Here is a 22,282-nt window from a genome sequence, read left to right as displayed (position 1 = left end):
CGGGACTGGGGTATTCTCGGAAGTGACCCCGGTGGCTGACCGATGGAACGCTATATACAGAGCGTACATTGAACACGCTCATTTTCTGCGTATATACGTATTCTATCTCTATGAGTAAGGTTCTCCCGTATTCTCAGAGGTGGTTCGATGAAATCTGACTTAGGTAGCGGATACTGTCTGTCCCTTTAATACGGCCGTCATACGCCCGCTATGTGGGGGTGACAAATCAGCACTATCCCCATGACTGGCCCAAACTGCCTAGTGTTCTCGGAATGGGAAGTCTCCACCAGACCACAGATACTTAGGGAGAAAACGAGTGGATTAGATGTGCCCGGTGGCGATGAGAACGAGGGCGCTTGCAGTCAAGATACTGTTCGTGGGAGCAGTAAAAGAAACACTACCCAAAGTGGTGCGCCCGCAAGCGGTGAAGCAGTCCCGAGCCACTTCACAGCGGAGGAGATCTTCCAGCGCATCATCGCGAGCGCCGAAGACGAATATGACACTCGGAAACGTGAGTTGTTCTTCAGCGGTGTCGCCGCAGGGTTCGCAATCACAGTGACTGTGCTGGCATACGCTGTCGGGACTGCTGCCGTGGATGACCCGTCGGGCCTCATTGGTCCACTGTTTTATCCAGTGGGATTTATCTTCATTATCATCGGCCACTACCAGCTGTATACCGAAAACACGCTGCCACCGGTGGCGCTTGTCCTCCTCCGTCTTATCAGCATTCCCGGCCTCCTGCGTATCTGGGGCCTCGTCCTGTTCGGCAATCTCGTCGGCGTAAGTATCGGGGCGTACGTGCTGGCGAACACGAGCATCCTGTCACCGGAGGCCGCAGCCGTGGCTGAGGAGTTCGGGGCCGAAGCCCTTCATTTGCCGTGGTGGGATCTCTTTTTCAAGGGGGTTTTCGCAGGGTGGCTTGTCGCGGGACTCGTCTGGTTAGACCATGCCGCTCGATCCGTGACTGCGCGAATCATCATCGTGTTCTTCATCATGTATCTAGTTCCAGCCATGGGTCTGTTCCACATTATCACCTCAATGTGCGACGCGCTGTATCTCTTCTTTCAAGGTGAGGCTGCGCTGTGGCCGCTCGCGTGGAACCTCCTGCTTCCAGTATTGTTGGGAAACACATTGGGCGGGGTCGTTCTGGTGGCGATTCTCAATTACGGCCTTACTGAAGAACATGTAATTCCGGAAGAAACGGGAGAGAGGGATAAACTCTCCATTCGAGAACTGTTTATCGGTGGGCCAATTGGGCGCTCCTCTGCGGTGTTTGAGGAGGAACGTTGATGGATGGATAGATTAGTCTCTGAGACGTAGATTTAAGTGCAGACGAGCTATCTATCACGACACGTAACTATGGATTCCGCAAACCGGGTCTGAGTCAGCGAACAACGGTAACTGTGGTTGGGGCACGTCGGACAACGTTCTCGGCGACATTCCCCAGTAACACGCGAGAGACGCCTTCTCGACCGTGGCTGCCGATGATGATTTGAGTGATATCGTGTTCCTCCGCGAAGGAGACGATCTCTCTGGAGGGCTTGCCAACGGCAGTTTCCACTCGAAATTCGACGCGGTCTGTGTCCAAAATCGTTTCAATCTCTTCAGACAACTCATCTGCTTCCTCTTCCTGCTTCTCTTTGAGCTTCTCCTGCACAAGGTTGATCCCTGCTTCGATCGACCCGCTGGCCACTTCGATGACACGTAACAGAATAATCTCCTCGTCGCCCGTTGTTTTGACCGCATGCTCTACCGCGTTCTGCGCTGGGTGTGACCCATCGTAGGGCACGAGAATTGCCATATCGCCATTCGGCACCCGACGAGTATAAACCTCCATCCCCCGGTAGGCTCATTGAGAAGCCTTTTGGGAAGCACCGAGACAGATGCAGAGAGAGTACCAACCAACTAGTTGACGTTACTCAAATTTAACCGGTGTCTCGTAGCGAGTGTGGACGACTATCGGAGACTCCGAATGGTCGATACGCAGACCTACTTAGCGGCAGATTCAGTCGCTCATAGATGAAGATAACCGGACAGTAGTATCGTGATTGGCTGTGAATAGGCCATTCAGACGGACCGCTACCGCGACTGGCCCATTCTCGGAAGCGCCGGATTTGTTATTGAACTCAATAGGAAATCTCAGTCCTGCCACGCGATACAATTCCCGCACACCTGCATGTCGTGTAGCCTGAACTCGGCGGGGGAAGTTTCTCCCTCGAAACCGCAATTCGCGGTCTTTGACCCCTCCGTCTGGGGAATATGCCACACGTCTCCGCCGGGAATGAAGTCAGCAACAATAATCCGGTCCTCGAGGTACGCGTCGTTCGCCCATTTGAGAGCGGCGACAGTAGGCATTTCAGGGTTCTGTTCGGGAATTTCGTAATTCATGACGGCCATCAATTGGCGACTATATATGTAAGATTTTGGTGTCAGTATATTGGATGGTGGTGAATTCGATTCTTCCGTCTCAACGTCAATTCTCGGAAGCGCTCCAATGATGATTCCACGGACAGAAACCGCGTCGGCTGTACTGAAGTACTACGTTGTCCGAAGGTACCCGTTCTGCGGCTCGTATACCTCGCCTTTCCGTCGGAGAGACTCAATTTCTTGCTCGGCCTTATCAGGGTCCATTCCCACGCGGCTGGACTGTTGGATAATGACGTCGATCGGGGCGCCCGGCTCATTGGAATAATGGTCTGAGAGGGCAGCGATAATGTCCTTCAATCCCTTGATTCGATCACGTTGGCTGAGGAGCAGATCAGACTCACCTCGGGATACGAGTAAGCGGGCGCCAGAAACTGACGCTCCGTACTCGCCCTCCTCAAGGATCGAATCTGTGAAATCCTTCAGAGCGTCGGGGACCACTGTCACCGAAAACGAATCGGTCTCTCCGTGTTCGATCGTGACCTCAGCGTCGAAGTCAATTCCATCCTCCACCAGTTCGCGAAGCTTCTCAGCTGCTCGCTCCCGGTGTTCCTCGGCTTCCTGTTCTAAATCGTTGCTCGAGTCCAGGTGATCGAAGGCAACCTCAACTGACATCAGACCTGACCACTATGGCCAACCGGATAATTTCCAGGGGTGGAAGACTGCTCGACCACTTCCGGGCCGCTCCAACATTCGACCCGAAACGAAGGGCGCTCCAATGATAGAAGGGGGGCATTTCTCACGCATCACCTGGAGCCTGCGACGGTGTGGGAGCCTCCTGGAGGCACCCGGTCGCCCGAGAGCCGCTGAATCGCTCAAATCCAAGATGACGTCCCGGTCGTGACCAGTTCGTTCCCCCTTTCTTCGCATACGGCGTTATCCGTAAGGCGACTGCGGGGAGAGGCCCCCTACCTCAAAATTTTCGCGCTTCGGCACTGCGGGGCGGTCGCGGTTTTCATTCTTATCCTGCCTGAGCGCGGCGGGGGGTGGGGGGTTGCGGCCGCTCAGCCGCCCCGTCGACGGCGATCGCGGCGCCGCTCGCGACGTCGCGTTAGTGGCCTGAAACGATACGCGTGGAACAAAAGAAGCGGGTCGGACGCACAGCTATCCGCGGGGCAAACACCGGGGTGAATCCCGCGTCAGTCGTCTGGCGGGTAGTCGGTCACACGTTCTTCGGGGAGCGGTGTCGGATCGTCCGTCGCCTCGAGATCCTTCGCCTCCATCCAGGTGACGTACGACCGGTAGGCGGTCTCGACGTCGAGGACGCCGTCGTCGTGGCTCTCGTTCCACTCGCGATCGAGGAGGTATTCGTTCGCCTGGGAGATGTGCCGCAGGCGAGTTCCGCAGGTCTCGGACTCGTCGTCCTGGTCGTCGCTGCTCGAGGTCGACCTGGAGCGCGTCGGCGAGCTCGTCGACGACGTCGACGACGTGAACGTCGGGTTCCCCGCTGGCGTGTCGAAGGGATCTCGACGACCGGGGAGGTCGGTCGATCGGCTCGGTGTCGCACCGGAGCCGGCGGAGGCGATCGGGCCCGCGGGCCCATCCGGGCCGGGCGGCCCGTCGATCGTGACGCCGTTCCCGGTCGAGGTGGCGCCAACACGCTCGACGTCGTCACCGGTGTCCCAGGCGTCGAGCATGGGGTTGCGCTGCTCGCGATCGATCGCGGGGCCTTCGTCGACATTGCCCTGGCGCTCCTCGTCCTGGTCGAGCTCGGAATCGCACTCGAGGTTGGGTGGCTCGACCCCGAGGGTGTCTCTCGCGACGTCGTAGACGGTGGCCTGGATCTTCGCTTTGTTCCGCTCGAGCGGCGTGATCCGGCCGATGTCGGGGCCCTTCATCCAGGCAGCGAGGCGGCGCTGGTCGCCGTCGGTATCGTAGATCCCGCAGTGGGAGAGGACGTAGGTGACGGCACTGCACATGGCCTCGGTGTCCTCGATCGAGATGTTCGAATCCTCCTGGGTGATCCGGTGGAGGACGGCGCCGGTCTCGGACTGGATCTCCGGCGTCTCGGAGAAGTCGATGAACGGAGCGACGCCGACGATGTGGAAGTGCGGGCGGAACTCGAGCTCTTCGCGAACGTCCTCCCAGTCAGTATCCTTCCCGATACGGTTCTTCCAGTCACCGCGGTCGTCGCCCTCGTGGTCCTCGTTATCGCCGGCACGCGGGTGGTACCCAACGAGCCCCTGGATGCCGATCTCGTCCATGATCTCGCGGACGGTCTCAAGTTCGCGCTCGAGGGGCTCGTTCGCTGCGAGGCGGCACTCCTTCCCGAGCGAGATGACGAGATGGTGGAAGTACTGGTTGTCGTCGCGGTAGGCGTTGAGGTAGCGCCGGAGCGCGTCGAGCTGTGGGCAGACGCCAGCAGCGTCTTTCGACCCAGCCGCTCGACGTCGGACGGCGTGGGCCCAGTGGAGGGGACAGTCGTACCGATAGCAGACGTGGGGTTTCTGGTGGACTGTACAGCACGACGGGCAGAAGTACATCGACCCAGGGCACGGATCACCGCAGTCATCGTCGGGCTCGCCGAACGAGGGGAGGTCGAGCAGCGGGAGCAGCCCGCGGTGAAAGGGAACGTCGTCGGGCATCATGTTCGGGCGCTCGATCGCGGCGATGATGTCCTGGGCGTCGACCGAGTAGACGGGTGTCCCGCGAGGGGTGCCCGGATGGCTTCCACCTCCGCCGGAGCTCGGCGAGCTGTTCGGTCCCGAACTCGGGACGTCGCCGGCGTCGCTCACGCCTCGACCACCTCCTCGGTGGCCGGCTCGTCATCCGGCTCGGGATCGGCGCGGTCCCACGTCGGGATCCCCACGCGCTCGGCCCAGGGTGCGAGGTCGACGGGCTCGCGCTCGTCCCATTCGGAGTGATCGGCGCGGACGGCCTCGGCGATCGCCCGGAGTTCCTCATCGCTCGGGCGCTCGCCCTCTCCCTCGAGGTCATCGATCCGCGCCTCGAGGAGGTCGACCACCTGCTCACGCGGACCGTCATCGTCACCACGACCGAGCGCGCGCTCGACCGCGAGCCACGCGTTCGCCGTGGCGATCTCGTCGATGCCGCGGATCCGAGCTCGAGCGAGGCCGAACGGCGTCGACGCGTTCCTGAATCCGAGCAGCGGGACGTCCAGGAACCGCGCCGGGTCCTCGCCAATCTCTTCGCGAAGGCCGGGGAACGACTCGGTGAAGCGGTCGGACGTCACGCCCGGACCACCTCCTCGTCGAGGACGTGCGTCCAACCGAGTTTCGCGACCCAGTTCTCCCGGCGGTCGACGCCGTACCAGGAGTCGGCGACGAGCTCGTCGACGACGTCGGCGGGAATGATCGCGATCGCGAGGAGCTCCCGCGACGCACCGTCCTCACGGTAGACTGCGAGCGCGTAGACGGCGTCCTCATCGACGAGCGCGCCGTGCTGCCCGTCGTCGGGGCCTTTGAACAACCACCGGCCGGGCGTGGTCGCATCGCCGTTCGACGCACTCCGGACGCACGCTTTGACCTCGACGAGCTGGTCGACGTCGAGCGCGACCAGGCCGACGAAGACGACCGGGACGCCACCGGAGGCCTCGAGGTCACAGCTGACGGGTTCGGTTACGATGGCGTCGTGGTGCGCGTCGGTTTCGTACGCGAGTTCGAACGCGTCGATCGCGTCGACGACGAGTTCCTCGACGTCGTGACCGATCGCCTTCGCGTGCGCGAGGGCGCCCCCAGAAGATGGGGAGCTCACCGCAGTTCACCCCCGATAGCGGCAAGAACAGGCCGAAGACACCGAGCCGCATGGCTATTTAGAGTGCCAGCAAGCTCGGAGGGCCGCCGAGAACCATGCTTCCACAGAGACCCATTAAATACCCTAAGTAGGGTAGTAAACGCGGAAATTGGGTGGCTGGGGAGCCAACGGCCCCAATTTTGCCCGACCCGAGAACAGGTCAGGCATGTGATGGGCCAACGCGGATTTGAACCGCGGACCTCCCGGTTATCAGCCGAGCGCTCAACCTGACTGAGCTATTGGCCCAGGTGAGCGCATTCAGGAGTTGCGGTGGTAGTCGTTTAAGCGTTTCCGTTCGGCAACGCCGCCACGTCGTGCGTTCTCATCCGTCCTGGACGGAGTAGTCGTCCGGGTCCACGTCGACCACGTCCTCGCCCGAGTTACCCGACGAGCCGCCGGGTCCGTTCGGACCGCCGTCGTCCGGACCACCTGCGCCGCCCGGGGGACCGCCGTCGAAGTCGCCGTCCCCGCCGGGGAAGCCGCCGGTCCACACCGCGCCGGTGGCGAACCCGTCCGTCTTCCGGTCGACGTACGGCGTCAGCACGTAACGGTCGAGCATCCTCCGGACCGGATACCGGGTCGGCGGCACGGCGAGCAGGAAGCCGATGGCGTCGGTCACCAGCCCCGGGGTGAGGAGGAATGCGCCCGCGGCGATGAGCAGGCCACCGTCGAGCAGTTCGTCCGTCGGGAGCTTTCCGCCCGCGAGCTTCCGCTCCAGGCGCCGGAGCGTGTGGCGCCCCTCGGCGCGCACGAGCAGCATGCCGAGTAGCCCCGTCAGGACGACGAGCGCCACCGTCGTGACCGCCCCGATCTCGCGGGCGACGACGACCAGGAACGCGGCGTCCGCCAGCGGGATCAGCAACAGGAGTGCCAGGACGTAGCGAGCGCGGATGCGCATACCGGGGGTTCCCGAGGGTCCCCTATATCCCTTGCGGGTAGGGAAACCGAAACGTCGAACCCCACGGTGTAGAGCGGGGGACATGCCGACCGCCGGCGGTGATCGCCGCGCACGGTACCGGGGCGCGCCGTTCGCCCGGTTCCGGGACCTGTACGGCCGGGCCGAGGACGAATCTTGACCCGCTGATCCGTCCCCGCCGCGGCTCCGAAACGCTGAGGGTCGTCTGAACGTCCTGCCCGGAACGCCGACTTTACCCTCGCCCGTCGCCGAGTCGGGAGTATGACCGACGAGACGCGCGTCGAGTGGCGCGAGTGGGGCACGGACGCCTTCGACGCGGCCGGACGGGACCGCAAGCCGGTGTTGCTCTGGCTCACCGCGACGTGGTGTGACGACTGTCACGAGATGGCGGCCGAGACGTTCGGGGAGCCCCGAATCGCGGCGAACGTCGGGGACGCGTTCGTCCCCGTTCGCGTCGACGTCGATCGCCATCCTCGCGTCCGCGAGCGGTACAACATGGGCGGGTTCCCCTCCGTCGTCTTCACCACGCCGGCGGGCGAACTGCTCACCGGTGCGACGTACCTCGGGCCGACCGGCATGCGACAGGTCCTCGAGCGCGTCCGCGAGACGTGGGACGAGAAGGGCGAGGACGCGGGACGGGTCCCCCGTGCGCTCGCCGACGACCCGACGCCGGCAGGCCCGGTGGACGAGCGCATCGAGGAGCACATCGCCGGGCAACTCGAGAGCCAGTGGGACCCCGAGTTCGCCGGCTGGGGGACCGACGCGAAGTTCCCCCTCCCGCGGACGATCGAGTTCGCCCTCAAGCGCGACCGGTACAAGGCCACACAGACGCTCGACGCCATCGACCGGAACCTGCGGGACGGGGACGGCGGCTTCTTCCGCTACGCCGGCGCCCGCGACTGGAGCGACCCCCACCGGGAGAAACTGCTCGTCCCCAACGCCGCGCTCCTCCGGACGTACGCGAACGCCTACCTCCACACGGGAGAGGAGTCCTACCGCGAGGTGGCACGGGACGCGGCCGGGTTCCTCGGGGAGGAGCTGTGGTCCGGGTTCGCCTTCGGCGGCAGCGTCGGCCCGGACGGCGACCGCCGGGACCTGACCGCGTACGCCGGCGGCAACGCCCTCGCGGCGGACGCCCTGCTCACCCTGTACGCCTACACCGACGACGCGGACGCGCGCGAGACGGCCCAGGGGACGCTCGCGTACCTCCGCTCGGAACTCGTGGACGAGGACGGCCGCGTCGTCCACTTCCGGGACCGCGACGAGGCGGGCGAGGCCGACCTGCTGTCCGGCGCCGCCCGCGTCGCCGGCGCGTTCGCGACCGCCGCCCAGACGACCGGCGAGGGGGCCGACCTCGCCGGCGCGGTCGCGGACCGCACGCTCGAGGTCCTGGGCGACGGACCCGCCCTCCGCGACGGACCCGCGACCGGGCCTGGGCTGCTCGACCGCCCCCTCCGGCCCATCGACGGTGCCGTCGAGTTCGCGGACGCGCTGTGTGACCTGGCGGCGCTCACGGGCGAGGACGCCTACCGCGAGCGGGCCCGCGAGGCGGTCGGCGCCTTCGCGGGCGCGGCCGACCGCATGGGCGCCCAAGTGGCCGGCTACGGCGGCGTCGCCGCCCGACTCGTGGGGGAACCGCTCGTCGTGGCGGTGGGAACCCCCGCCGGGTCGGATCTCCACCGGGCCGCGCTTCGGATCGCCGACCACGAGAAGGTCGTCGTCCCGGACGCGACGGACGCGCCCGACGGCGCCGCCGTCCTCCGCGGTCGGGACCACGAACCGGTGGAGACCCCGAGGGAACTGATGGACCGCGTCGCGGCCACGGTCGAGGAATAAACTCCCGGTGCGTTTTTGACGGTCGAGTCCGACCTCGGGGGCATGGCCACGCTTCGCGACCTCGGCCTCTCGGAGTACGAGGCACGCGCGTACCGCGCACTGCTCGACGCCGCCCCGGCAACCGCCAAGGAGTTGTCGGACGCCAGCGAGGTCCCGATGGGCCGGGTGTACGACGTGCTCAACAGCCTCGAGCGCCACCGACTCGCCCGCAGTCAGGCGGCGAGTCGCCCCAAGAAGTACGTCGCCGTCGAGCCGGACGCCGCGCTCGACCGCCTGCTGGAGGAGAAGAAGCGGGAGCTCGAGGAGACGGCCCAACAGTACGAGCGCGTCGTCGAGACCCTCTCGACGGAACTGGAGGCCGGCGAACCGCCCGACGAGCAGTTCTGGACCGCCGCGGTCGGATCCGCCGAGACGGCGGACCTCCTGCTCGAACGGCTCGCCGCGGCCGCCGACCGGGTCGCCATGATCGCCTCCGCGCCCGCCTCGGGGCTCGACCTGGGCGACGTGGGGGAGGCGGTGATGGACGAACTGGAGGGGGCGCTCGAACGCGGGGTCGACGTCTCGGTCCTCCTCGAGGAGGGGTTGCCGGCGCGACTCCCGGAGAGCGTCGGGCGCCAGTACGCCGACCGCGTGATGGCCCACCCCAACTTCGAGGTTCGGACCGCCGCGGGCGTCCGGGGGACGTTCACGCTCGTCGACGACGCGGAGGTGTGTCTGGAGGTCCCGAGCCCGGTCGACCCGGAGCGTTCGTTCGCCATGATCGACCTGAAGGATCCCGAGTTCGCGGGCGACGCGCGCGAGCGGTTCCGGCGTCGGTGGGAGCAAGCGGAGCCGCTACGGTTTCGGGCGAACGGGGACGGGTCGCGGGGGTGACGTCGGGCACTGTGGACGGGGTCGAGCACCGGGAGGAAGCGTGGTCGACCGGTGGGCTCAGGACAGTTCCTCGCGAAGCAGCCCCATCGGAACCTCCCGTTCGGCGTGTGCGTTGTGCTGGTGGATCGACTCGTCGTTCGACTGCTTCATGTGGACGGTCACGTCGTCCTCCAGGTGGGAGAACTCCTCGACCACGTCCTCGGCCATCGTCCGCACGCAGTCCTCCACGAACTTCGCGTTCACGTGGGCGTGGTAGGTCATGTGGTCCTCGTCGGGCCGCTTCGCGTAGTTGTAGATGCGCGCGCTCATCGAGTCCCGCGCGGTGTCGATGACGTCGAGCAGGTCCACCTCCGGGGCGCCCTCGGCGGTGAACGTGAGCGTGGCGTGGCCGCGCTGGGAGTGTCCCGGCTGGGGGACCGCGTCGAGGAACTCCTCGACCGTGTCGTCGTCGACCCCGAGATCCGCTAGCTTGTCGCGGGCGCGCGATTCCGACATCCCCTGCGAGCAGGGGCAGACGGTCATTCCGGTGACGCGGGCGCCGATTTCCTCGCGCGTGCCCTCCTCGGTCGCGGTCGCGGAGGCGATGACGTCGACGGTGCTCTGGGTCTCGTGCTCGCTGGCGGGCGTCTCCTCCCGCTGGACCAGTTCCGCGGTCATCTCGACCACGGCCGTCGAGGTGTACTCGTGTTTCGCGAGGAGTCGGTCCGCCGCGTCGCCGCAGACGTCCTCGACGCGGTAGGCCTCCTCGCGGGTCGCGGCCTCCAGCACCTCGTCGATGACCTCCATGTTCCGGCTCATGTCGATGCCCTTCCGCTCGCCGGGCAGGTCCACGAAGACGGAGAAGTCGGCCATCAGCACCCACGGCCGGTCGCCGTTCCGGCTGATCTTCACCAGCTTCTCGACCCCCGTCACCCCGACCTGGCTGAGCCCGACCGTCACGTCCGGTCGGCTCGCCTGCACGTCGGGCAAGTTGTGGCTCATCGGTCGGGTGCAGGGGCGGACGGCGATTATGGCTTTCGAAAGGGGTAGCTCGAGTTCGGGATTCCGTGCAATTACTGCTCGGATCGGCGGCTACGGTTCGCGTGTGAAAAAGTCCGGGCCGTCGCTCGGAGTTCCCGGTGGGGGTCGTCGTCCGTCGCCTACGGCCAGTCGTCCCGTCCCTCGTCGCCGAACGGGTCCTCCGGTTCCTCGCCGTCGGTCAGCTCCCAGCCGGCGGCGTCGGCCGCCGACTCGAGCGGGAGGAACTCCCACCCCGCGGCCCCGGCCGTCGCCTCGTCCTCCTCGGTCGTCCCGACGAACACGTGCCGGTCCGTGTCGAACTGCGCTTTCACGTTCTCCAGCGACTCCCGTACGCCGCGCGGGCCCGAGAAGAAGTCCTGCCGGACGCGGTGCTTGCGCGTGAAGTTCGTCACCACGTACGTCGGCTTCTCCGAGACCACGCCGACGTACTCGGTCCACCCACGGGCGTCGTTGAACACGCCGTTCGGGTCGGCGAGGCGCTTGAGCGCCGCCAGTTCGAACGCGAGCGTCATGTCGCTTGAGCCGCCGCCGTCCATACGCTCCGATGGGGGCGAGCCGCCGAAAACGGTGTCGGTCGGCGGCTCCCGGCGGCGTCTCGCCGTGCTCCCGACCGTCGCCGCCGCTGGTCGTCGTTCGCGTTCGCGAGAACTGCGGCGCGTCGGTTCGGTTCCGGTTCGTCGCGCGCGACGATCCGCCTACTCGCCCGCGGCCGCCTCCTGTTCGAGGTCCTCGACCGAGAACCCCTCCTTCATCAGCGTCTCCTTCTGTGCCCCCACGTCGACCTGCTCGCGCATGAGCTGTTTGTACGCCGACTGCGGCGCGAGGTTGCCGATGAGGACGCCGCCGACGATCTTGCCGTCCTTCAGCGCGAGGCGGCGCCACTCGTCCTCGCCGAACTTGCGCTCGATCTCGTCGTCGCCGAGCGTCGGGTGGCCGAAGGAGAGGAACGGGAAGTCGAAGTGGGTGATCGAGTACGAGGAGACCCACCTGAACCCCTCCGAACCGTACTCGAGCATGTTCCTCGCGGCGACGGTGCCCTGCTCCTTCGCGGAGCCCCACGCGCCGTTCTGGGCGCGCTCGCCCAGGATGACGTCGTGGAACTGGGTGATGTCGCCCGCCGCGTACACGTCCTCGAGGTTCGTCCGCATGTACTCGTCGACGACGATGCCGTCGTCGATCTCGATGGGCGTGTCCTCGACGAGCTCCGTGTTGAAGTTCAGCCCGATGGCGACGCCCGCGAAGTCCGCGGGGTAGCGCTCGCCGTTCGGGTCGACGGCGGCCTCGATGTGGCCGTCGTCGTCCGTCTCGAACCGGTCGACCCCGGAGTCGAAGACGGGTTCGACGCCGCGCTCGCGCATCGCCTCGTGCATGATCTCGGCGCCGTCCTTCGAGAGCGCGTAGCGCCACCAGCACTCGCCGCGCATGAGGTAGTTCGCCTCGACCCCCTGGGCGCCACAGATGGCGGCGAAGTCGATGCCGAGGAGGCCGGCGCCGACGATGACGCCGTTCTCGGCCCCCTCGACGGCCTCCTTGATGCCCCTGGCGTCCTGGAACGTCCAGAAGTGGTGGACGCCGTCGGCGTCCGAGTTGCCGACCGGGAGCTGTTGGGGGGTGCCGCCGATGGCGAGGAGAAGCTTGTCGTACTCGAACACCTCGCCCTCGTGGGTCTCGACCTCGTGGGCGTCGGTGCGGAGGTCGACGACGAGCGTGTCGAGCCGCAGGTCGATGTCGCGCTCCTCGTACCACCCCTCGTCGTGGATGGAGATGGGCGCCTCGGGGAGCTTCCCCTTCGCGAACTCCTTGATGAGGATTCGATTGTAGAGGGCCTCGCCCTCGTCCGTGAGCACGGTGATGTCGGCGTCGGGTTCCTCCTCCCGGAGGGTCTCGGCGGCGGACGACCCCGCGACTCCGTCGCCGATGATGACGAACGACTCGGTCATACACCGCGGTTCGGCTTCGGGGTTAATGTGGGTTGCTATCCGTGCATTCTCGCTGATTCGCGCGAGCGCGGCAGCTCCGGCGTTCTCCTCGGGGTTCCCCGCGCCCCGTCGCCGCGCCGTCCGTCCGCCGCGCCGTCCGAACGGCCCACCGTTTATGTCGATCGCCCCCCAACGCGACGCCGATGAAGCTCCGCCAGAACCCGCGACACTGGGCCGCCAGGAAGGCGCTCACCACGCCCGGGGTCAGGAACGTCGCCACCTACGGGCTCGTGAAGCTCCACACCCGCATCTTCCTCGGGAAGGCGGACGAGTCCCGTCGGGAGGAGCGGCGCGACCACCTCGACGACTTCTTCGCGGCGACGATGGACGCCTACGTCGCCGCGCTGGAGGAGGGCTACTCCGAGGCCGAGGCGCGCGAGATCACCCACCTCCAGGGGAACTTCGACTTCTTCGAGCACGGCTGGACCGAGATGATGGAGATCCCGGCCGACGAACTCGAGCCCCACTACCGCCGGTACGAGTCGTTCTTCTCGGCCCACGGAATCACCATCGACGACCCGCTCGGGGAGTTCCGCCCCGCCGACGGCGTCGCCGAGGCGCCGGCCACCCCGGAGAAACTGGAGGAGGGCAAGTACGCCAACGCGGTCGCCGGCTTCGCGGACGACGTGTACGTCGAGGACGACTCCGGCGAGGTGTCGGCCGGCGGCGGGGACGAGCCCGAGGACGTGAGCCTCTCGGACGTGCCGGGCGTCGACGACGACGGCGTGAACGCCGACTAGGTGGATTCTCTCGGGTTGCTGCCGGTAGGTCCCGGCGCGTCACGGGACCTGACGACCTCGAAAGCCCGCGAGTCCCGGAGAAGGTGCGAAGCGCCCTCCGAACGACAGCGCGACCGAAGGGAGCGAGGAGCACGGTGCGATCCGGGGTTCACGGGGAACGCGGGGGTTTCGAACCGTCCCCGTCCGCGAAGACGCCGCTTCGTTCCGCCGCGGACCTGCTCTACCGGCCCCGTCGGAATTCGAGTTCGAGACACGGTTCGGCATGCGACAGCCGCTAAACTGGTCTGCGTGTTCTATCGACACAAGACACTTATCAGTACTACTCCCGGTGTCGGTCGATGGCCCCGCTCTCACGCCGTCAAGCCCTCCTCGGAGGAGTTCCCGTAGTCGCCCTTGCGATCGGAGGCGGATGTATTACTCAGCTGGACCTGCCGTCAACGGAGGAGATCACGCTCGCGTTCAGCAACGAATCCTCTACGGACGTAGCCGTTCAGTTTTCCATTACGGCGGGGGGTTCAGTGGTTTCCGAGGGCGAGGTGCAGGTGCCTCAGGGGGGATACGAGTCCGTTGCAACGAGGATCGACGCCACGGGCCGACACGAGCTCCGTATCGAGGGAGACGGCGAACTTCAGTCCTCTCACCCATTCAAGATCGACGAATACGACCTCCAACACGGCTCCGGTCTCATCGTGGAAATCCACGATGACGGTACTGAGATGATGATGGAGGAATGACTCTAGGCGTAGTCCGTTCTCGGCGTCGGTCGTCGAACCGTCCCCGACGCTGAGTCTGGTTGCAAACTCAACACGGAGACACGTCGTCGCCGCTGGTTCGCCGAATCACAGCAGGTGTGACGCGGTAGCGCGCGTTCGAACCGCCGTCCGCTTCGTCTCGGTCCGTCGAGTACCAGTACGGCTGCGTGACCTCTACGTGGACGCCGTCGGCAGTGCGATCGGTCACTATCGCTTCTTTCTCGATTCCGGTGTATCCGGTTAACCCCCAGCCGTCGAGACAGGACGAGTTTTCGAACCGTCGAGTGATGTACGCTTCTTCGGCACGAAGTGCCCGTGCTTTCGCTTCCTCGTTCGACAGTTCGGAGGATGGCATCGGCGATCCCGTTCCCGCTGTACTCGTGGTCGTCTCGGTGGGAGCACCGACCACGGGAGTGGGCGACCCGCCCTTCGGTGCGTCTCGATCGCCGGGCGTGGTACAGCCTGCACCGAGAGCGAGAAGCACCAGGAGGGACGGAACCTGTCGTCGATACATCGACTGCAGAGAAATTCCCCTTTGGTAAATGCTTTCCCTGCCCTGAGGGGGACAGCGCCTCCTCGTCGGTACCGCGTGGAGCGGTGAATCGGCCGCGGAAAAATGGCCGGTCGCGGGCGCCCCGTCAGTCGGCGCCTGCGGCGGCCGCCTCCTGCTCCCTGATGTGTTCGGCTATCTCGTCCGTCTCGGTCGCGAACGCGTCCATGTCGACCTCCGCGCCGTGCAGGATCGTCGAGAAGTACTTCACGTTGGCGGCGACGTTCACGGCCTCGGCGAGCCCCTCGTCGGAGACGTCGTGTAGCTTCGCCTCCTCCGTGTGGAAGCGGATGCAGTACGGACAGTTCATCGCGGCCGCGGCGCCGAGCGCGACGAGCGACTTCTCCCGGTTCGGCAGGGCCGTCTCCCCCAGTTCGAGGTCGCGCACGACGCCCCAGCTGTGGTCGGCGGCCGGGTCCGAGAGCGACTCGAGCCAGCTCGGAACCTGGCCGAGGTACTCCTCTATCTCCCCTCTCGTTCGGTCTGATACCATGATGTTCTCCGGGCTTCCCTGGCTCGGCGACGCTCCGGTTCGCGGCGCTGCGAGCCCAAAAACCCGTGCAGCTAAACGCCGGGGCGCAGGATAGAGATTTGTATCACTCCCGTGCCGCATACTGGGAGGACGGTGGCCGCGCACCGGGACATTCCGACGGATACTCACTGTTCGCGGTCCCGGACCAGTTCCCTCCCGACCGCCGCCCTGGTCGCGAACGGCGGCCCGGACGCCGACCGGCTCCCTCCCCTACCGACGGGTCCCGTTCCTACCCGCGAACGCCGAAGGAGCCGAGCCTCGCGTCGCGCTCGGAGGAGAGTTCCCGGTCGAGCCGGTCGCGATCCCAGCCGAACGGCGACACCACGCTCGCGGCCGCTCGAACCAGCAGCTCTCGATAGAACCCCTCGTCGTAGCCGCCGGGCTCCTCGAACGGGAGCCGAACCCGGCCGCGCTCGCGGGCCCCGTCGTCGACCACGACGTACCGGACCGACTGGCCGGCAGAACGCCCGACGCCGAGGTGCGAGTGGCGGTCGAGCGCCGCCGCGGTGAGCGTGTCGGCCTCGTACTCCCCGGGTCCCCTCGTGGCGCGCGTCGTGACGACGAGGTCCGCCGGGTCCACGTCGCCGCCGTCGAGCCGACGGAGGTGGCGGGCGAGGCGGTCCCGGACGGCCCGGGGCGACCGCTCGGCGTCGACCGCCCGGATCAGGTCCCGCTGGGCGTCCGCGACGAACGCGGGCGTGCTCCGCTGGCGGCACTCGATGCCGCGGACCCTGTACGACCCGTCCCGTTTCCGGCCGAAGTACTTCGTCAGCGCGCCCGCGTTCGAGTCGTGTTTGGGGACGAAACACACCCAGTCGTAGGTCGACTCCAGTTCGAGCGGGACGTTCGCGGCCGCGCTCACCGCTCCCGCCAGTTCCTCGGGCGGGGTCGCGCCCGGTTCGTCCTCCCGGATCCAGACGCTGTCCACGATGGCGTGGAGCACCTCCCAGCCGCCCGCCTCCAGCGCGCCCTTGGCGTCGAGCAGGGTGTCCCGGGCGATGGCGTTGATCGCCTCGTGACACTCGATGCGGCCGAACTTCGCGTTGCGGTAGCCCTGGTAGCCGAAACAGGAGACGAGCACCCACTTGATGGCGTCCGCCTTGGCCCCGGCCGCCTCCTCGCCCTCGACGGCGGCCCCCTTGAACCCCGCGCGGTCGTCGATGAGCCGGGCGAGCACGTTCGGGAGGAACCCCTCCCGGTCGCAGATGCCGTAGCCGAGTTCGGGGACGTCCCGCCGGCTACAACAGTCACACCGCACCGTCTCCGCGCTGACGTTGTGCTCGCGGATGATCGTCGGGTACAGCGACGCGAAGTCGAGTTCGACGACGTCCTCGTGGTAGCCGACCGCCGAGCCGAGCGTCACCCCGCCGCGGTCGGCCTCGTGGAGCGTCCGGACCGGCTTGAACCGCTCGTGTTCCCACGGCCGCCACGGCGCCGGGACGTACCGGGCCCTGGCGTGCCTGATCTGCATCGACGTGAGGACGCTCCCGATGCTCGCCCACCCCGCCTCCTGGATGGGCCGCCACGACCGCTCGACGAGGTACAGCAGGCCGTCGAGTCCGGCCTTCCCCCACATGAAGCTGTTCCACCGGTCGACGATGGCTCGGCCGGGAATCGAGTACCGCGCCGGCGAGTGGCCGACCCGCCCGTAGCCCTCGTAGGTGTTCTCACCCGCGAGCCGTCGCCAGCCGCGCTCGTTCGGGTCCGACTCGTCCACGGAAGGGCTCGCGTCCCCGGCAGCGTTCGTCCCGTTCGAGTCACGGCCCCACGCGAACGGGACGTCGAGCGCCTCGGCCCGCCGGGACACCACGGGCACGAGGTCCGCGCTCGACGCCACGAGCACGTCCGGGTCGGTCGCCCGGAGCCGGTCGAACAGCTCCTCGACGGCGTCCCGCTCGTCGTCCGCGAGGGGGTTACCCTCGACACGCAGGCCGCCGGCGTCCCTCGCCGAAAGCGCGGGTTCGGGGAGGTCGATCCGGAGCGTCACCGGGTCCTCCTCGAGTGCGGGGTTCCGTCCGGTGTCGAGGTGGAAGCGGAACCCCGGCGAGAGGTCCACGTCGTAGAGCCGCAGGTCCCACGGGGTGCAGTGGGCCGGCTCGAACTCGAGTTCCACCCGACGGGCGACCGGGCCGGCCGCGTCCGGCCGGGTCAGGTCGACACGGAGCATGGAGGATGGCTCGCGCGCTGCCAGCGACCGGTAGCGCTCCACCGTCCCCGTTCCCGCCACCCGGTCGTCGTCGCCGAGCCAGGCCGCGAGGTGCTCCCGGGCGTCGGTCGGGCCGGCGACGAGCAGCGACGGCTCGTAGCCGGCCACCCGCTCGCGCTCGACGCCGTCGGCGGTCCGCGTCCAGACGACCGCGTCGCCGTCGCGGAAGTCGACCGTGACGGTCACGGCCCGTCCTCCCCGCGCTCCGACGGCCCCGCGCCCTCGGACGTCCCTCCGTCCTCCGGGGTTCCCTCCGCCTCCAGCGCCTCCACCCGATCGCGGAGCCGGCGGAGTTCGGCCTCGTGGGCGACCGAGAGCGAGAGCAGGAGCGCCTCCGTCGGGTCCGGGGGGTTCTGCATCCCGGCGGCCCCGGCGTGTTCGGCGGCGCGCTCGAACAACCGGTCGAAGTCGCTCCGGTACTGCCGCCGGAGCGCGCGTCGGAACGGCGCCCACTCGGACTCGTACGACTCGAGGAAGTTCCGGTAGGTGGGGTTGGTCCTGCCCATCAGCCGGACACCTCCCGACGCTGCACCGTCTGGACCTGCATCCCCTTGCCCCTGCCGCGTGGCCCCCGGCGCGAGCGACGCGCGTCCCGGTTCCGAGTCACGCGAACACCTCCGGCGTGACCGGCGGTTCGTGCGGCGTGACCCGGCCGAACAGGTCCACCCAGTACGGAATCGTGGTCTGCCAGTAGCCGCCGCGGTGGTAGCCCGACGGCGTGAAGCCGGGCGCGTCGTAGGTCAGCCCGAGCCGGGTGCGCTCGCAGTCGACCACGGCGTCGGCGACGTCGACGGCCCGCGCGGCGAGTTCGTCCTCGCCGGTCGCGGAGGTCAGGACCGGGCAGTCGAGCGCGTCCGCCAGTTCGGCCAGGTAGCCGAGGCTCGCCTCGAGCAGTCGTGTGGCCGCCGCGTCGGCCACGTCGCCGTCGCGGTAGAGCGCGGCGACGTTCGGCGCGACGACGAGCCGCGTCCCCGGGCGGACGCGCCGCGGGAGTTCGTGGATCAACCCGGCGTGCTGGTAGGCGGTGAACGCCCGGGCCACCACGAGTCCGGACAGCGTCCGACGCGACGGCGCGACGTCGTACAGCGCGTGGGTGTTCGCCGCGTTGCGCGCGTCCACCCAGTAGGCCGGACCGCCCCCGCCCGCCAGCGTCTCCGCGACGAGCCGGTGGAGCGCGGTCGAACGCGGGTCGGGCGGGCGCAGGACCGTCACCCCCGGCTCGAGGGTCGGCAGGTCGGTCGTCGGCTCGGGCCGATCCGGTGTGCGATCGAACATGTCACCGCGTTCGACGGCTTCCGTCAAAACCCCGACCCGGACCACCGGGACGGAAGTGAAACGCCTCCGGACCGGTTCGACCCCGTCGAGTCCCGCGGTTTTGACCCGTCGACCGGCGGCCGACGGCGGCGTAACTAAACGGCTGCAACCGGTCGCTACCCGTCGACGGCTACCCGGCCCGGCCGGTCAGGGTCGCTTCCCGTCGATGCGGTCGGCGACCTCGAACCCGGCGACGACGCCGCCGTTGAGGCTCCGCTCGGGGTACTGTGCGCGGGAGGCCATCCCGGCGTAGTACAGTCCCTCGGCCACCTCGTCGTCGAGGTCGTACGGGACGACCAGGTCGAGGTAGCCCTGCTCGTAGATGGGCGCCGCGCGGGGAGCGCGGGCGAGGCGGAAGTCGGTCACCGAACCGCGGTCGAACGCCGGGAACAGGTCGGCGACGCCGTCGAGCCACCGTTCCTCGATCTCCGCGTCGGTCGCGTCCCAGAGCCACTCGTCGGGCGACTGGACGTAACTGGCGACGTACAGGAGGTGGTCGCCGCCGTAGCGCTCGGGCGGGACGAAGTTCGTGTGCTCGATGAGCGCGCCGAACGGGGCCTCGTCGGCGACGTTGAGCCAGTAGGTGTCGGTTAGCGACTCCTCCATCGTCACGACCGCGCAGACGGCGCCCTGGAAGTCGATCTCGCAGGGGTAGCCGCTCAGGTCCTCCAGCACGTTCGGCATCGCCGCGACGACGACGTCGTCGACCTCCTCGACCCGTTCCCCGCCTCCGCCGTCGGCGCTCGTCCCGCCGTTCGCCTCGGCCACGGCGCTCCCGTCGCCCGCCTCGACCTCCGTGCCATCGTCGCTCGCGCCGGGTTCCGACACGACCATGATCTCCGAGACCTCGCCGTCCTCCGTGGCGAGTTCGGCCACGCGGGCGTTCGTCTCGATGTTCTCCCTGCCGACGGCGTCGACGAGCGCGTCGAGCAGGGTCCGGAACCCGCCGTCGAAGTAGCCCAGGATTTCCCCGCGCAGGAGGTCGCGCTCGCCGCGGAACTTGATGCGCCCGAGCAGCCACGCGGCGCTCACATCCCCCTTCCGGGAGCCGAACTTCGCCTCCAGCAGCGGATCGAAGAACGTCTCGTACACGTTCTCGGTCGTGTGTTCCCTCGCGAACTCGACGGCGGACTGGCGCTCGAAGTCCTCCAGGTTCTCGTAGGTGTCGAACGAGGGGACGCCGCCGCGCACGTCGACGTCGAGGGTGAGCATCCCCAGCCTGAACTTGTCGTAGAGGCTCCAGTGGGGGAACGCGAGGATCTCCCAGGGCGCGTCCATCGGGTGGACGACGCCGTCGACGTAGTAGGCGTTCTTCCCGACGAGCCAGTCCAGGTCGTCGCCGACGCCCAGGTCCTCGGCGAGTTCGACGATGGTCTCCTCGGACTTCGAGAGGTGGTGGTAGAACTGCTCGAGGTCGTCGCCGGCGGTCGGGTAGGTGCGCGCCAGCCCCCCGAGCGCCTCCGGTCCGCCGGCCTCGAACACGCGGACGTCGTGGCCGCGTTCCCGGAGTCGGTAGGCCGCGGCCAGTCCGGCGATGCCCCCGCCGACGATGGCGATCATACCCACGAATCGGCGCGCACGGGCTAAGTCGCTTGTGGATGCGAGTCCCGACGTTCCGCTACGGCCATCGGAGTTCTCCTCGTCGCGACGCTCTACGAATCAGCCGGCCGGCGCGCGGCGGCCGCCCCTCGTGGGCGGCCGAACCGCGCGAGGGATGAGTGAGGGGGGCGACCGGAGGGAGCCGACCGAGCGAATCGGCTGGGGAGGTCGTGGCTGCGGTCGGGCGGGACTGAAAGGGGCCGCCGTTCTCGGGGAAGCACGGGCGGTCAAGCACCGGAGCGCGAACGACGTGAGCGCGAGGAGCGCTGCCGGCCGCGCGACCCGAGAACGGCGGGGGCTTTCGCGGTCGTCACCAACGTACCGTATCGCGAATCGGCCACCAAACCCATCGAACTAGCGCGAGCCACGTCGCCAGGAAGTCCGAACCAGAAACGGAATCAGACGTACACGTCGTCGGCGTCGAGGTCGCGCTGGGCCCGGTACTCGTCGACGAACTCGCCGACGTCGAACTCCAGCATCTGCTCCTCGAACTCGGTCATCGCCGAGTTGTCGTCGCTGTGCGAGACGGCGTGCTCCATCAGCTCCACGACGAGTTCGACGATGATCTCGTGGAGGCGCCGCGAGTCGAACTCCGTCACCCACAGCATCGTGTACCCGACGTCTTGGTCCTCGCTCACGTCCCGTGTGGCGACCGACTCGGGGAACTCCTCCAGCACGATGCCCATCAGGTGCGGGGTGCCGAACTCGGGCATCTCGTCGCTCGTCGTCTCGATCGCGTCCCGCAGCAGCGAGACGAGGAACTCGGGGAGGAAGCGGTCCGGCGGGTTCACGTCGGTGACGACCGCGTGGGTCGCCCCGCAGTCGCACTCGAACTCCCGCATCCCCATGTCGAACTCGTGGACGCGGGCGGTCTCCCCGCAGGGGAGTTCGAACTCCTCGCCCCCGCCGCCGGGGACGCGCGGCTGTGTCATACCCGACCGTAACGGGCCGGATCGGTTAAAAAGCGCGTTCCGCGGCGACTGCGGTGACGGGGTCGCGGGCGGTCCGGCCGGTGGCTACTCCAGATCCTCGTACGGGGGCTCCTCGCCCTCGGGCACGGCGTCCGTCTCGCCGACCGGCTGGTCGAGGTCGTCGTCGGTTCCGGTGTCCTCGTCGTCCTCGTCCGCCTCCTCCCACTCGTCCTCGGTCTCTCCCTCCGAGTCCGACTCGCCCTCGCGTTCGATCTCGACCTCGACCTCGATCTCGAGGCCGTCCCGCTCCAGTTCCGCCTCGGCCTCCATCACGTCGCCGACCTCGATCTCCAGTTCGTCGCGGTCCACCTCGACCTCGACCTCCACGTCGACGCGGACGTCGTCCTCCGTGGCTTCCTCTGGCATGCGTGCGGTTACGGGTTCGGCACGTTTCAGCATTGTCGCCGATCAGTCGGAATTGCACGCGAAATGGCTCACATTCCGAGGTCGGTCCTTTCGGCGGGGGTAGGTCTCGAAAGCCCCCGCGGCTCTCGACTCGGAGGACCACGCCTGCGCTTTACCTCGGAGCACGCTCCTCGGAAGTCACCCTCGCTCCGCTCGCGTGACCCTCGGCTCACTGCGTTCGCCTGCGGTGCTTGTCGGGTCCGCCATCGCCGAGAGCCGCGGCCCCTTTCAGTCCCGCCCGACCGCAGCCACGACCTCCCCAGCCGATTGCGCCCCTCACGCTCACTGCGTTCGCGTTGCGGTGCTCATCCCTCGCGCGGTTCGGCCGCCCACGAGGGGCGGCCGCCGCGCGCCGGCCGGTTGGGTCCCCAACGTCGGAGCCACGGTTCCTGACACGTCGCGACGGGAATCG

The 22,282-nt window shown here is 67.4% G+C and carries 23 protein-coding genes and 1 tRNA gene; 5 read left to right on the top strand and 19 right to left on the bottom strand.

Annotated features, from left to right (window positions below; genetic code table 11):
* Nucleotides 1-261: 261 nt before the first annotated feature.
* The gene (locus HUG12_RS16190) at nucleotides 262-1,290 is read left to right on the top strand and encodes a formate/nitrite transporter family protein (RefSeq protein WP_179269772.1); all 1,029 of its coding nucleotides are present in this window, start codon (nucleotides 262-264) and stop codon (nucleotides 1,288-1,290) included.
* 94 nt (nucleotides 1,291-1,384) lie between these two features.
* Here HUG12_RS16190 and HUG12_RS16185 read toward each other — a convergent pair whose 3' ends face one another.
* The 8 genes from HUG12_RS16185 to HUG12_RS16150 all read right to left on the bottom strand — a co-directional run bounded on the left by HUG12_RS16185 (nucleotide 1,385) and on the right by HUG12_RS16150 (nucleotide 7,069).
* The gene (locus HUG12_RS16185; protein ID WP_179269771.1) at nucleotides 1,385-1,801 is read right to left on the bottom strand and encodes a universal stress protein; all 417 of its coding nucleotides are present in this window, start codon (nucleotides 1,799-1,801) and stop codon (nucleotides 1,385-1,387) included.
* 338 nt (nucleotides 1,802-2,139) lie between these two features.
* On the bottom strand, nucleotides 2,140-2,397 hold the full coding sequence (locus HUG12_RS16180; protein ID WP_218836336.1) for a hypothetical protein: 258 nt from the start codon (nucleotides 2,395-2,397) through the stop codon (nucleotides 2,140-2,142).
* A 141-nt stretch (nucleotides 2,398-2,538) separates the two neighbouring features.
* Nucleotides 2,539-3,039, bottom strand: coding sequence for a hypothetical protein (locus tag HUG12_RS16175; RefSeq protein WP_179269769.1), 501 nt, complete (start codon nucleotides 3,037-3,039; stop codon nucleotides 2,539-2,541).
* Nucleotides 3,040-3,563: 524 nt separating this feature from the next.
* Complete coding sequence (locus HUG12_RS16170) at nucleotides 3,564-5,159, bottom strand: hypothetical protein (RefSeq protein ID WP_179269768.1); 1,596 nt, start codon at nucleotides 5,157-5,159, stop codon at nucleotides 3,564-3,566.
* Nucleotides 5,156-5,617: a hypothetical protein gene (locus HUG12_RS16165; protein WP_179269767.1), complete on the bottom strand. Its 462-nt coding sequence runs from the start codon at nucleotides 5,615-5,617 to the stop codon at nucleotides 5,156-5,158. Before HUG12_RS16165 ends, HUG12_RS16170 begins: the two co-directional genes overlap by 4 nt.
* On the bottom strand, nucleotides 5,614-6,138 hold the full coding sequence (locus HUG12_RS16160; protein ID WP_179269766.1) for a hypothetical protein: 525 nt from the start codon (nucleotides 6,136-6,138) through the stop codon (nucleotides 5,614-5,616). The genes HUG12_RS16165 and HUG12_RS16160 overlap by 4 nt, the downstream gene beginning before the upstream one ends.
* 211 nt (nucleotides 6,139-6,349) lie before the next feature.
* Nucleotides 6,350-6,423: transfer RNA gene (locus HUG12_RS16155), tRNA-Ile, on the bottom strand.
* Nucleotides 6,424-6,499: 76 nt separating this feature from the next.
* Nucleotides 6,500-7,069 (bottom strand): FxsA family protein, encoded by a 570-nt coding sequence (locus HUG12_RS16150; protein ID WP_218836487.1) that lies wholly within the window; start codon nucleotides 7,067-7,069, stop codon nucleotides 6,500-6,502.
* Nucleotides 7,070-7,354: 285 nt separating this feature from the next.
* On the opposite strand from HUG12_RS16150, the gene HUG12_RS16145 reads away from it, so the two are divergent.
* Nucleotides 7,355-8,929 (top strand): DUF255 domain-containing protein, encoded by a 1,575-nt coding sequence (locus HUG12_RS16145; protein WP_179269764.1) that lies wholly within the window; start codon nucleotides 7,355-7,357, stop codon nucleotides 8,927-8,929.
* 42 nt (nucleotides 8,930-8,971) lie between these two features.
* A complete protein-coding gene (locus HUG12_RS16140; RefSeq protein WP_179269763.1) occupies nucleotides 8,972-9,802 on the top strand; it encodes a TrmB family transcriptional regulator in 831 nt (276 codons plus the stop codon).
* 57 nt (nucleotides 9,803-9,859) lie between these two features.
* On the opposite strand, the gene mptA is transcribed toward HUG12_RS16140, so the two are convergent.
* The 3 genes from mptA to HUG12_RS16125 all read right to left on the bottom strand — a co-directional run bounded on the left by mptA (nucleotide 9,860) and on the right by HUG12_RS16125 (nucleotide 12,762).
* Nucleotides 9,860-10,783: a GTP cyclohydrolase MptA gene (gene mptA, locus HUG12_RS16135; RefSeq protein WP_179269762.1), complete on the bottom strand. Its 924-nt coding sequence runs from the start codon at nucleotides 10,781-10,783 to the stop codon at nucleotides 9,860-9,862.
* Between the two features lie 158 nt (nucleotides 10,784-10,941).
* Nucleotides 10,942-11,358: a DUF7124 domain-containing protein gene (locus tag HUG12_RS16130; protein ID WP_179269761.1), complete on the bottom strand. Its 417-nt coding sequence runs from the start codon at nucleotides 11,356-11,358 to the stop codon at nucleotides 10,942-10,944.
* 159 nt (nucleotides 11,359-11,517) lie between these two features.
* Complete coding sequence (locus HUG12_RS16125) at nucleotides 11,518-12,762, bottom strand: NAD(P)/FAD-dependent oxidoreductase (RefSeq protein WP_179269760.1); 1,245 nt, start codon at nucleotides 12,760-12,762, stop codon at nucleotides 11,518-11,520.
* 182 nt (nucleotides 12,763-12,944) lie between these two features.
* Here HUG12_RS16125 and HUG12_RS16120 point away from each other — a divergent pair, with 182 nt between their 5' ends.
* Nucleotides 12,945-13,541, top strand: a complete 597-nt coding sequence (locus tag HUG12_RS16120; protein ID WP_179269759.1) for a DUF6149 family protein — start codon at nucleotides 12,945-12,947, stop codon at nucleotides 13,539-13,541.
* A gap of 338 nt (nucleotides 13,542-13,879) precedes the next feature.
* Nucleotides 13,880-14,275, top strand: coding sequence for a hypothetical protein (locus HUG12_RS16115; RefSeq protein ID WP_179269758.1), 396 nt, complete (start codon nucleotides 13,880-13,882; stop codon nucleotides 14,273-14,275).
* A 67-nt stretch (nucleotides 14,276-14,342) separates the two neighbouring features.
* Here the strand turns inward: HUG12_RS16115 and HUG12_RS16110 are convergent, their stop codons facing one another.
* From HUG12_RS16110 to HUG12_RS16075, 8 genes are all read right to left on the bottom strand, one after another.
* Nucleotides 14,343-14,807 (bottom strand): hypothetical protein, encoded by a 465-nt coding sequence (locus HUG12_RS16110; RefSeq protein ID WP_179269757.1) that lies wholly within the window; start codon nucleotides 14,805-14,807, stop codon nucleotides 14,343-14,345.
* A 124-nt stretch (nucleotides 14,808-14,931) separates the two neighbouring features.
* A complete protein-coding gene (locus tag HUG12_RS16105; protein WP_179269756.1) occupies nucleotides 14,932-15,336 on the bottom strand; it encodes a carboxymuconolactone decarboxylase family protein in 405 nt (134 codons plus the stop codon).
* A gap of 268 nt (nucleotides 15,337-15,604) precedes the next feature.
* Nucleotides 15,605-17,767, bottom strand: coding sequence for a type B DNA-directed DNA polymerase (locus HUG12_RS16100; RefSeq protein WP_179269755.1), 2,163 nt, complete (start codon nucleotides 17,765-17,767; stop codon nucleotides 15,605-15,607).
* The gene (locus tag HUG12_RS16095) at nucleotides 17,764-18,087 is read right to left on the bottom strand and encodes a hypothetical protein (RefSeq protein ID WP_246308067.1); all 324 of its coding nucleotides are present in this window, start codon (nucleotides 18,085-18,087) and stop codon (nucleotides 17,764-17,766) included. Before HUG12_RS16095 ends, HUG12_RS16100 begins: the two co-directional genes overlap by 4 nt.
* A gap of 97 nt (nucleotides 18,088-18,184) precedes the next feature.
* Nucleotides 18,185-18,856 (bottom strand): P-loop NTPase family protein, encoded by a 672-nt coding sequence (locus HUG12_RS16090; RefSeq protein WP_179269754.1) that lies wholly within the window; start codon nucleotides 18,854-18,856, stop codon nucleotides 18,185-18,187.
* A gap of 186 nt (nucleotides 18,857-19,042) precedes the next feature.
* Nucleotides 19,043-20,455, bottom strand: coding sequence for an NAD(P)/FAD-dependent oxidoreductase (locus HUG12_RS16085; RefSeq protein WP_179269753.1), 1,413 nt, complete (start codon nucleotides 20,453-20,455; stop codon nucleotides 19,043-19,045).
* Between the two features lie 437 nt (nucleotides 20,456-20,892).
* Nucleotides 20,893-21,426: a DUF5815 family protein gene (locus HUG12_RS16080; RefSeq protein WP_179269752.1), complete on the bottom strand. Its 534-nt coding sequence runs from the start codon at nucleotides 21,424-21,426 to the stop codon at nucleotides 20,893-20,895.
* Between the two features lie 84 nt (nucleotides 21,427-21,510).
* Nucleotides 21,511-21,831 (bottom strand): hypothetical protein, encoded by a 321-nt coding sequence (locus tag HUG12_RS16075; protein WP_218836335.1) that lies wholly within the window; start codon nucleotides 21,829-21,831, stop codon nucleotides 21,511-21,513.
* Between the last annotated feature and the right edge of the window lie 451 nt (nucleotides 21,832-22,282).

It is taken from the genome of Halorarum salinum (assembly GCF_013402875.1).
In the GTDB taxonomy this organism is placed as follows: domain Archaea; phylum Halobacteriota; class Halobacteria; order Halobacteriales; family Haloferacaceae; genus Halorarum; species Halorarum salinum.
Note: the sequence above shows the minus strand (reverse complement) of the source record. Positions and strands in the feature narration are given on the sequence as shown.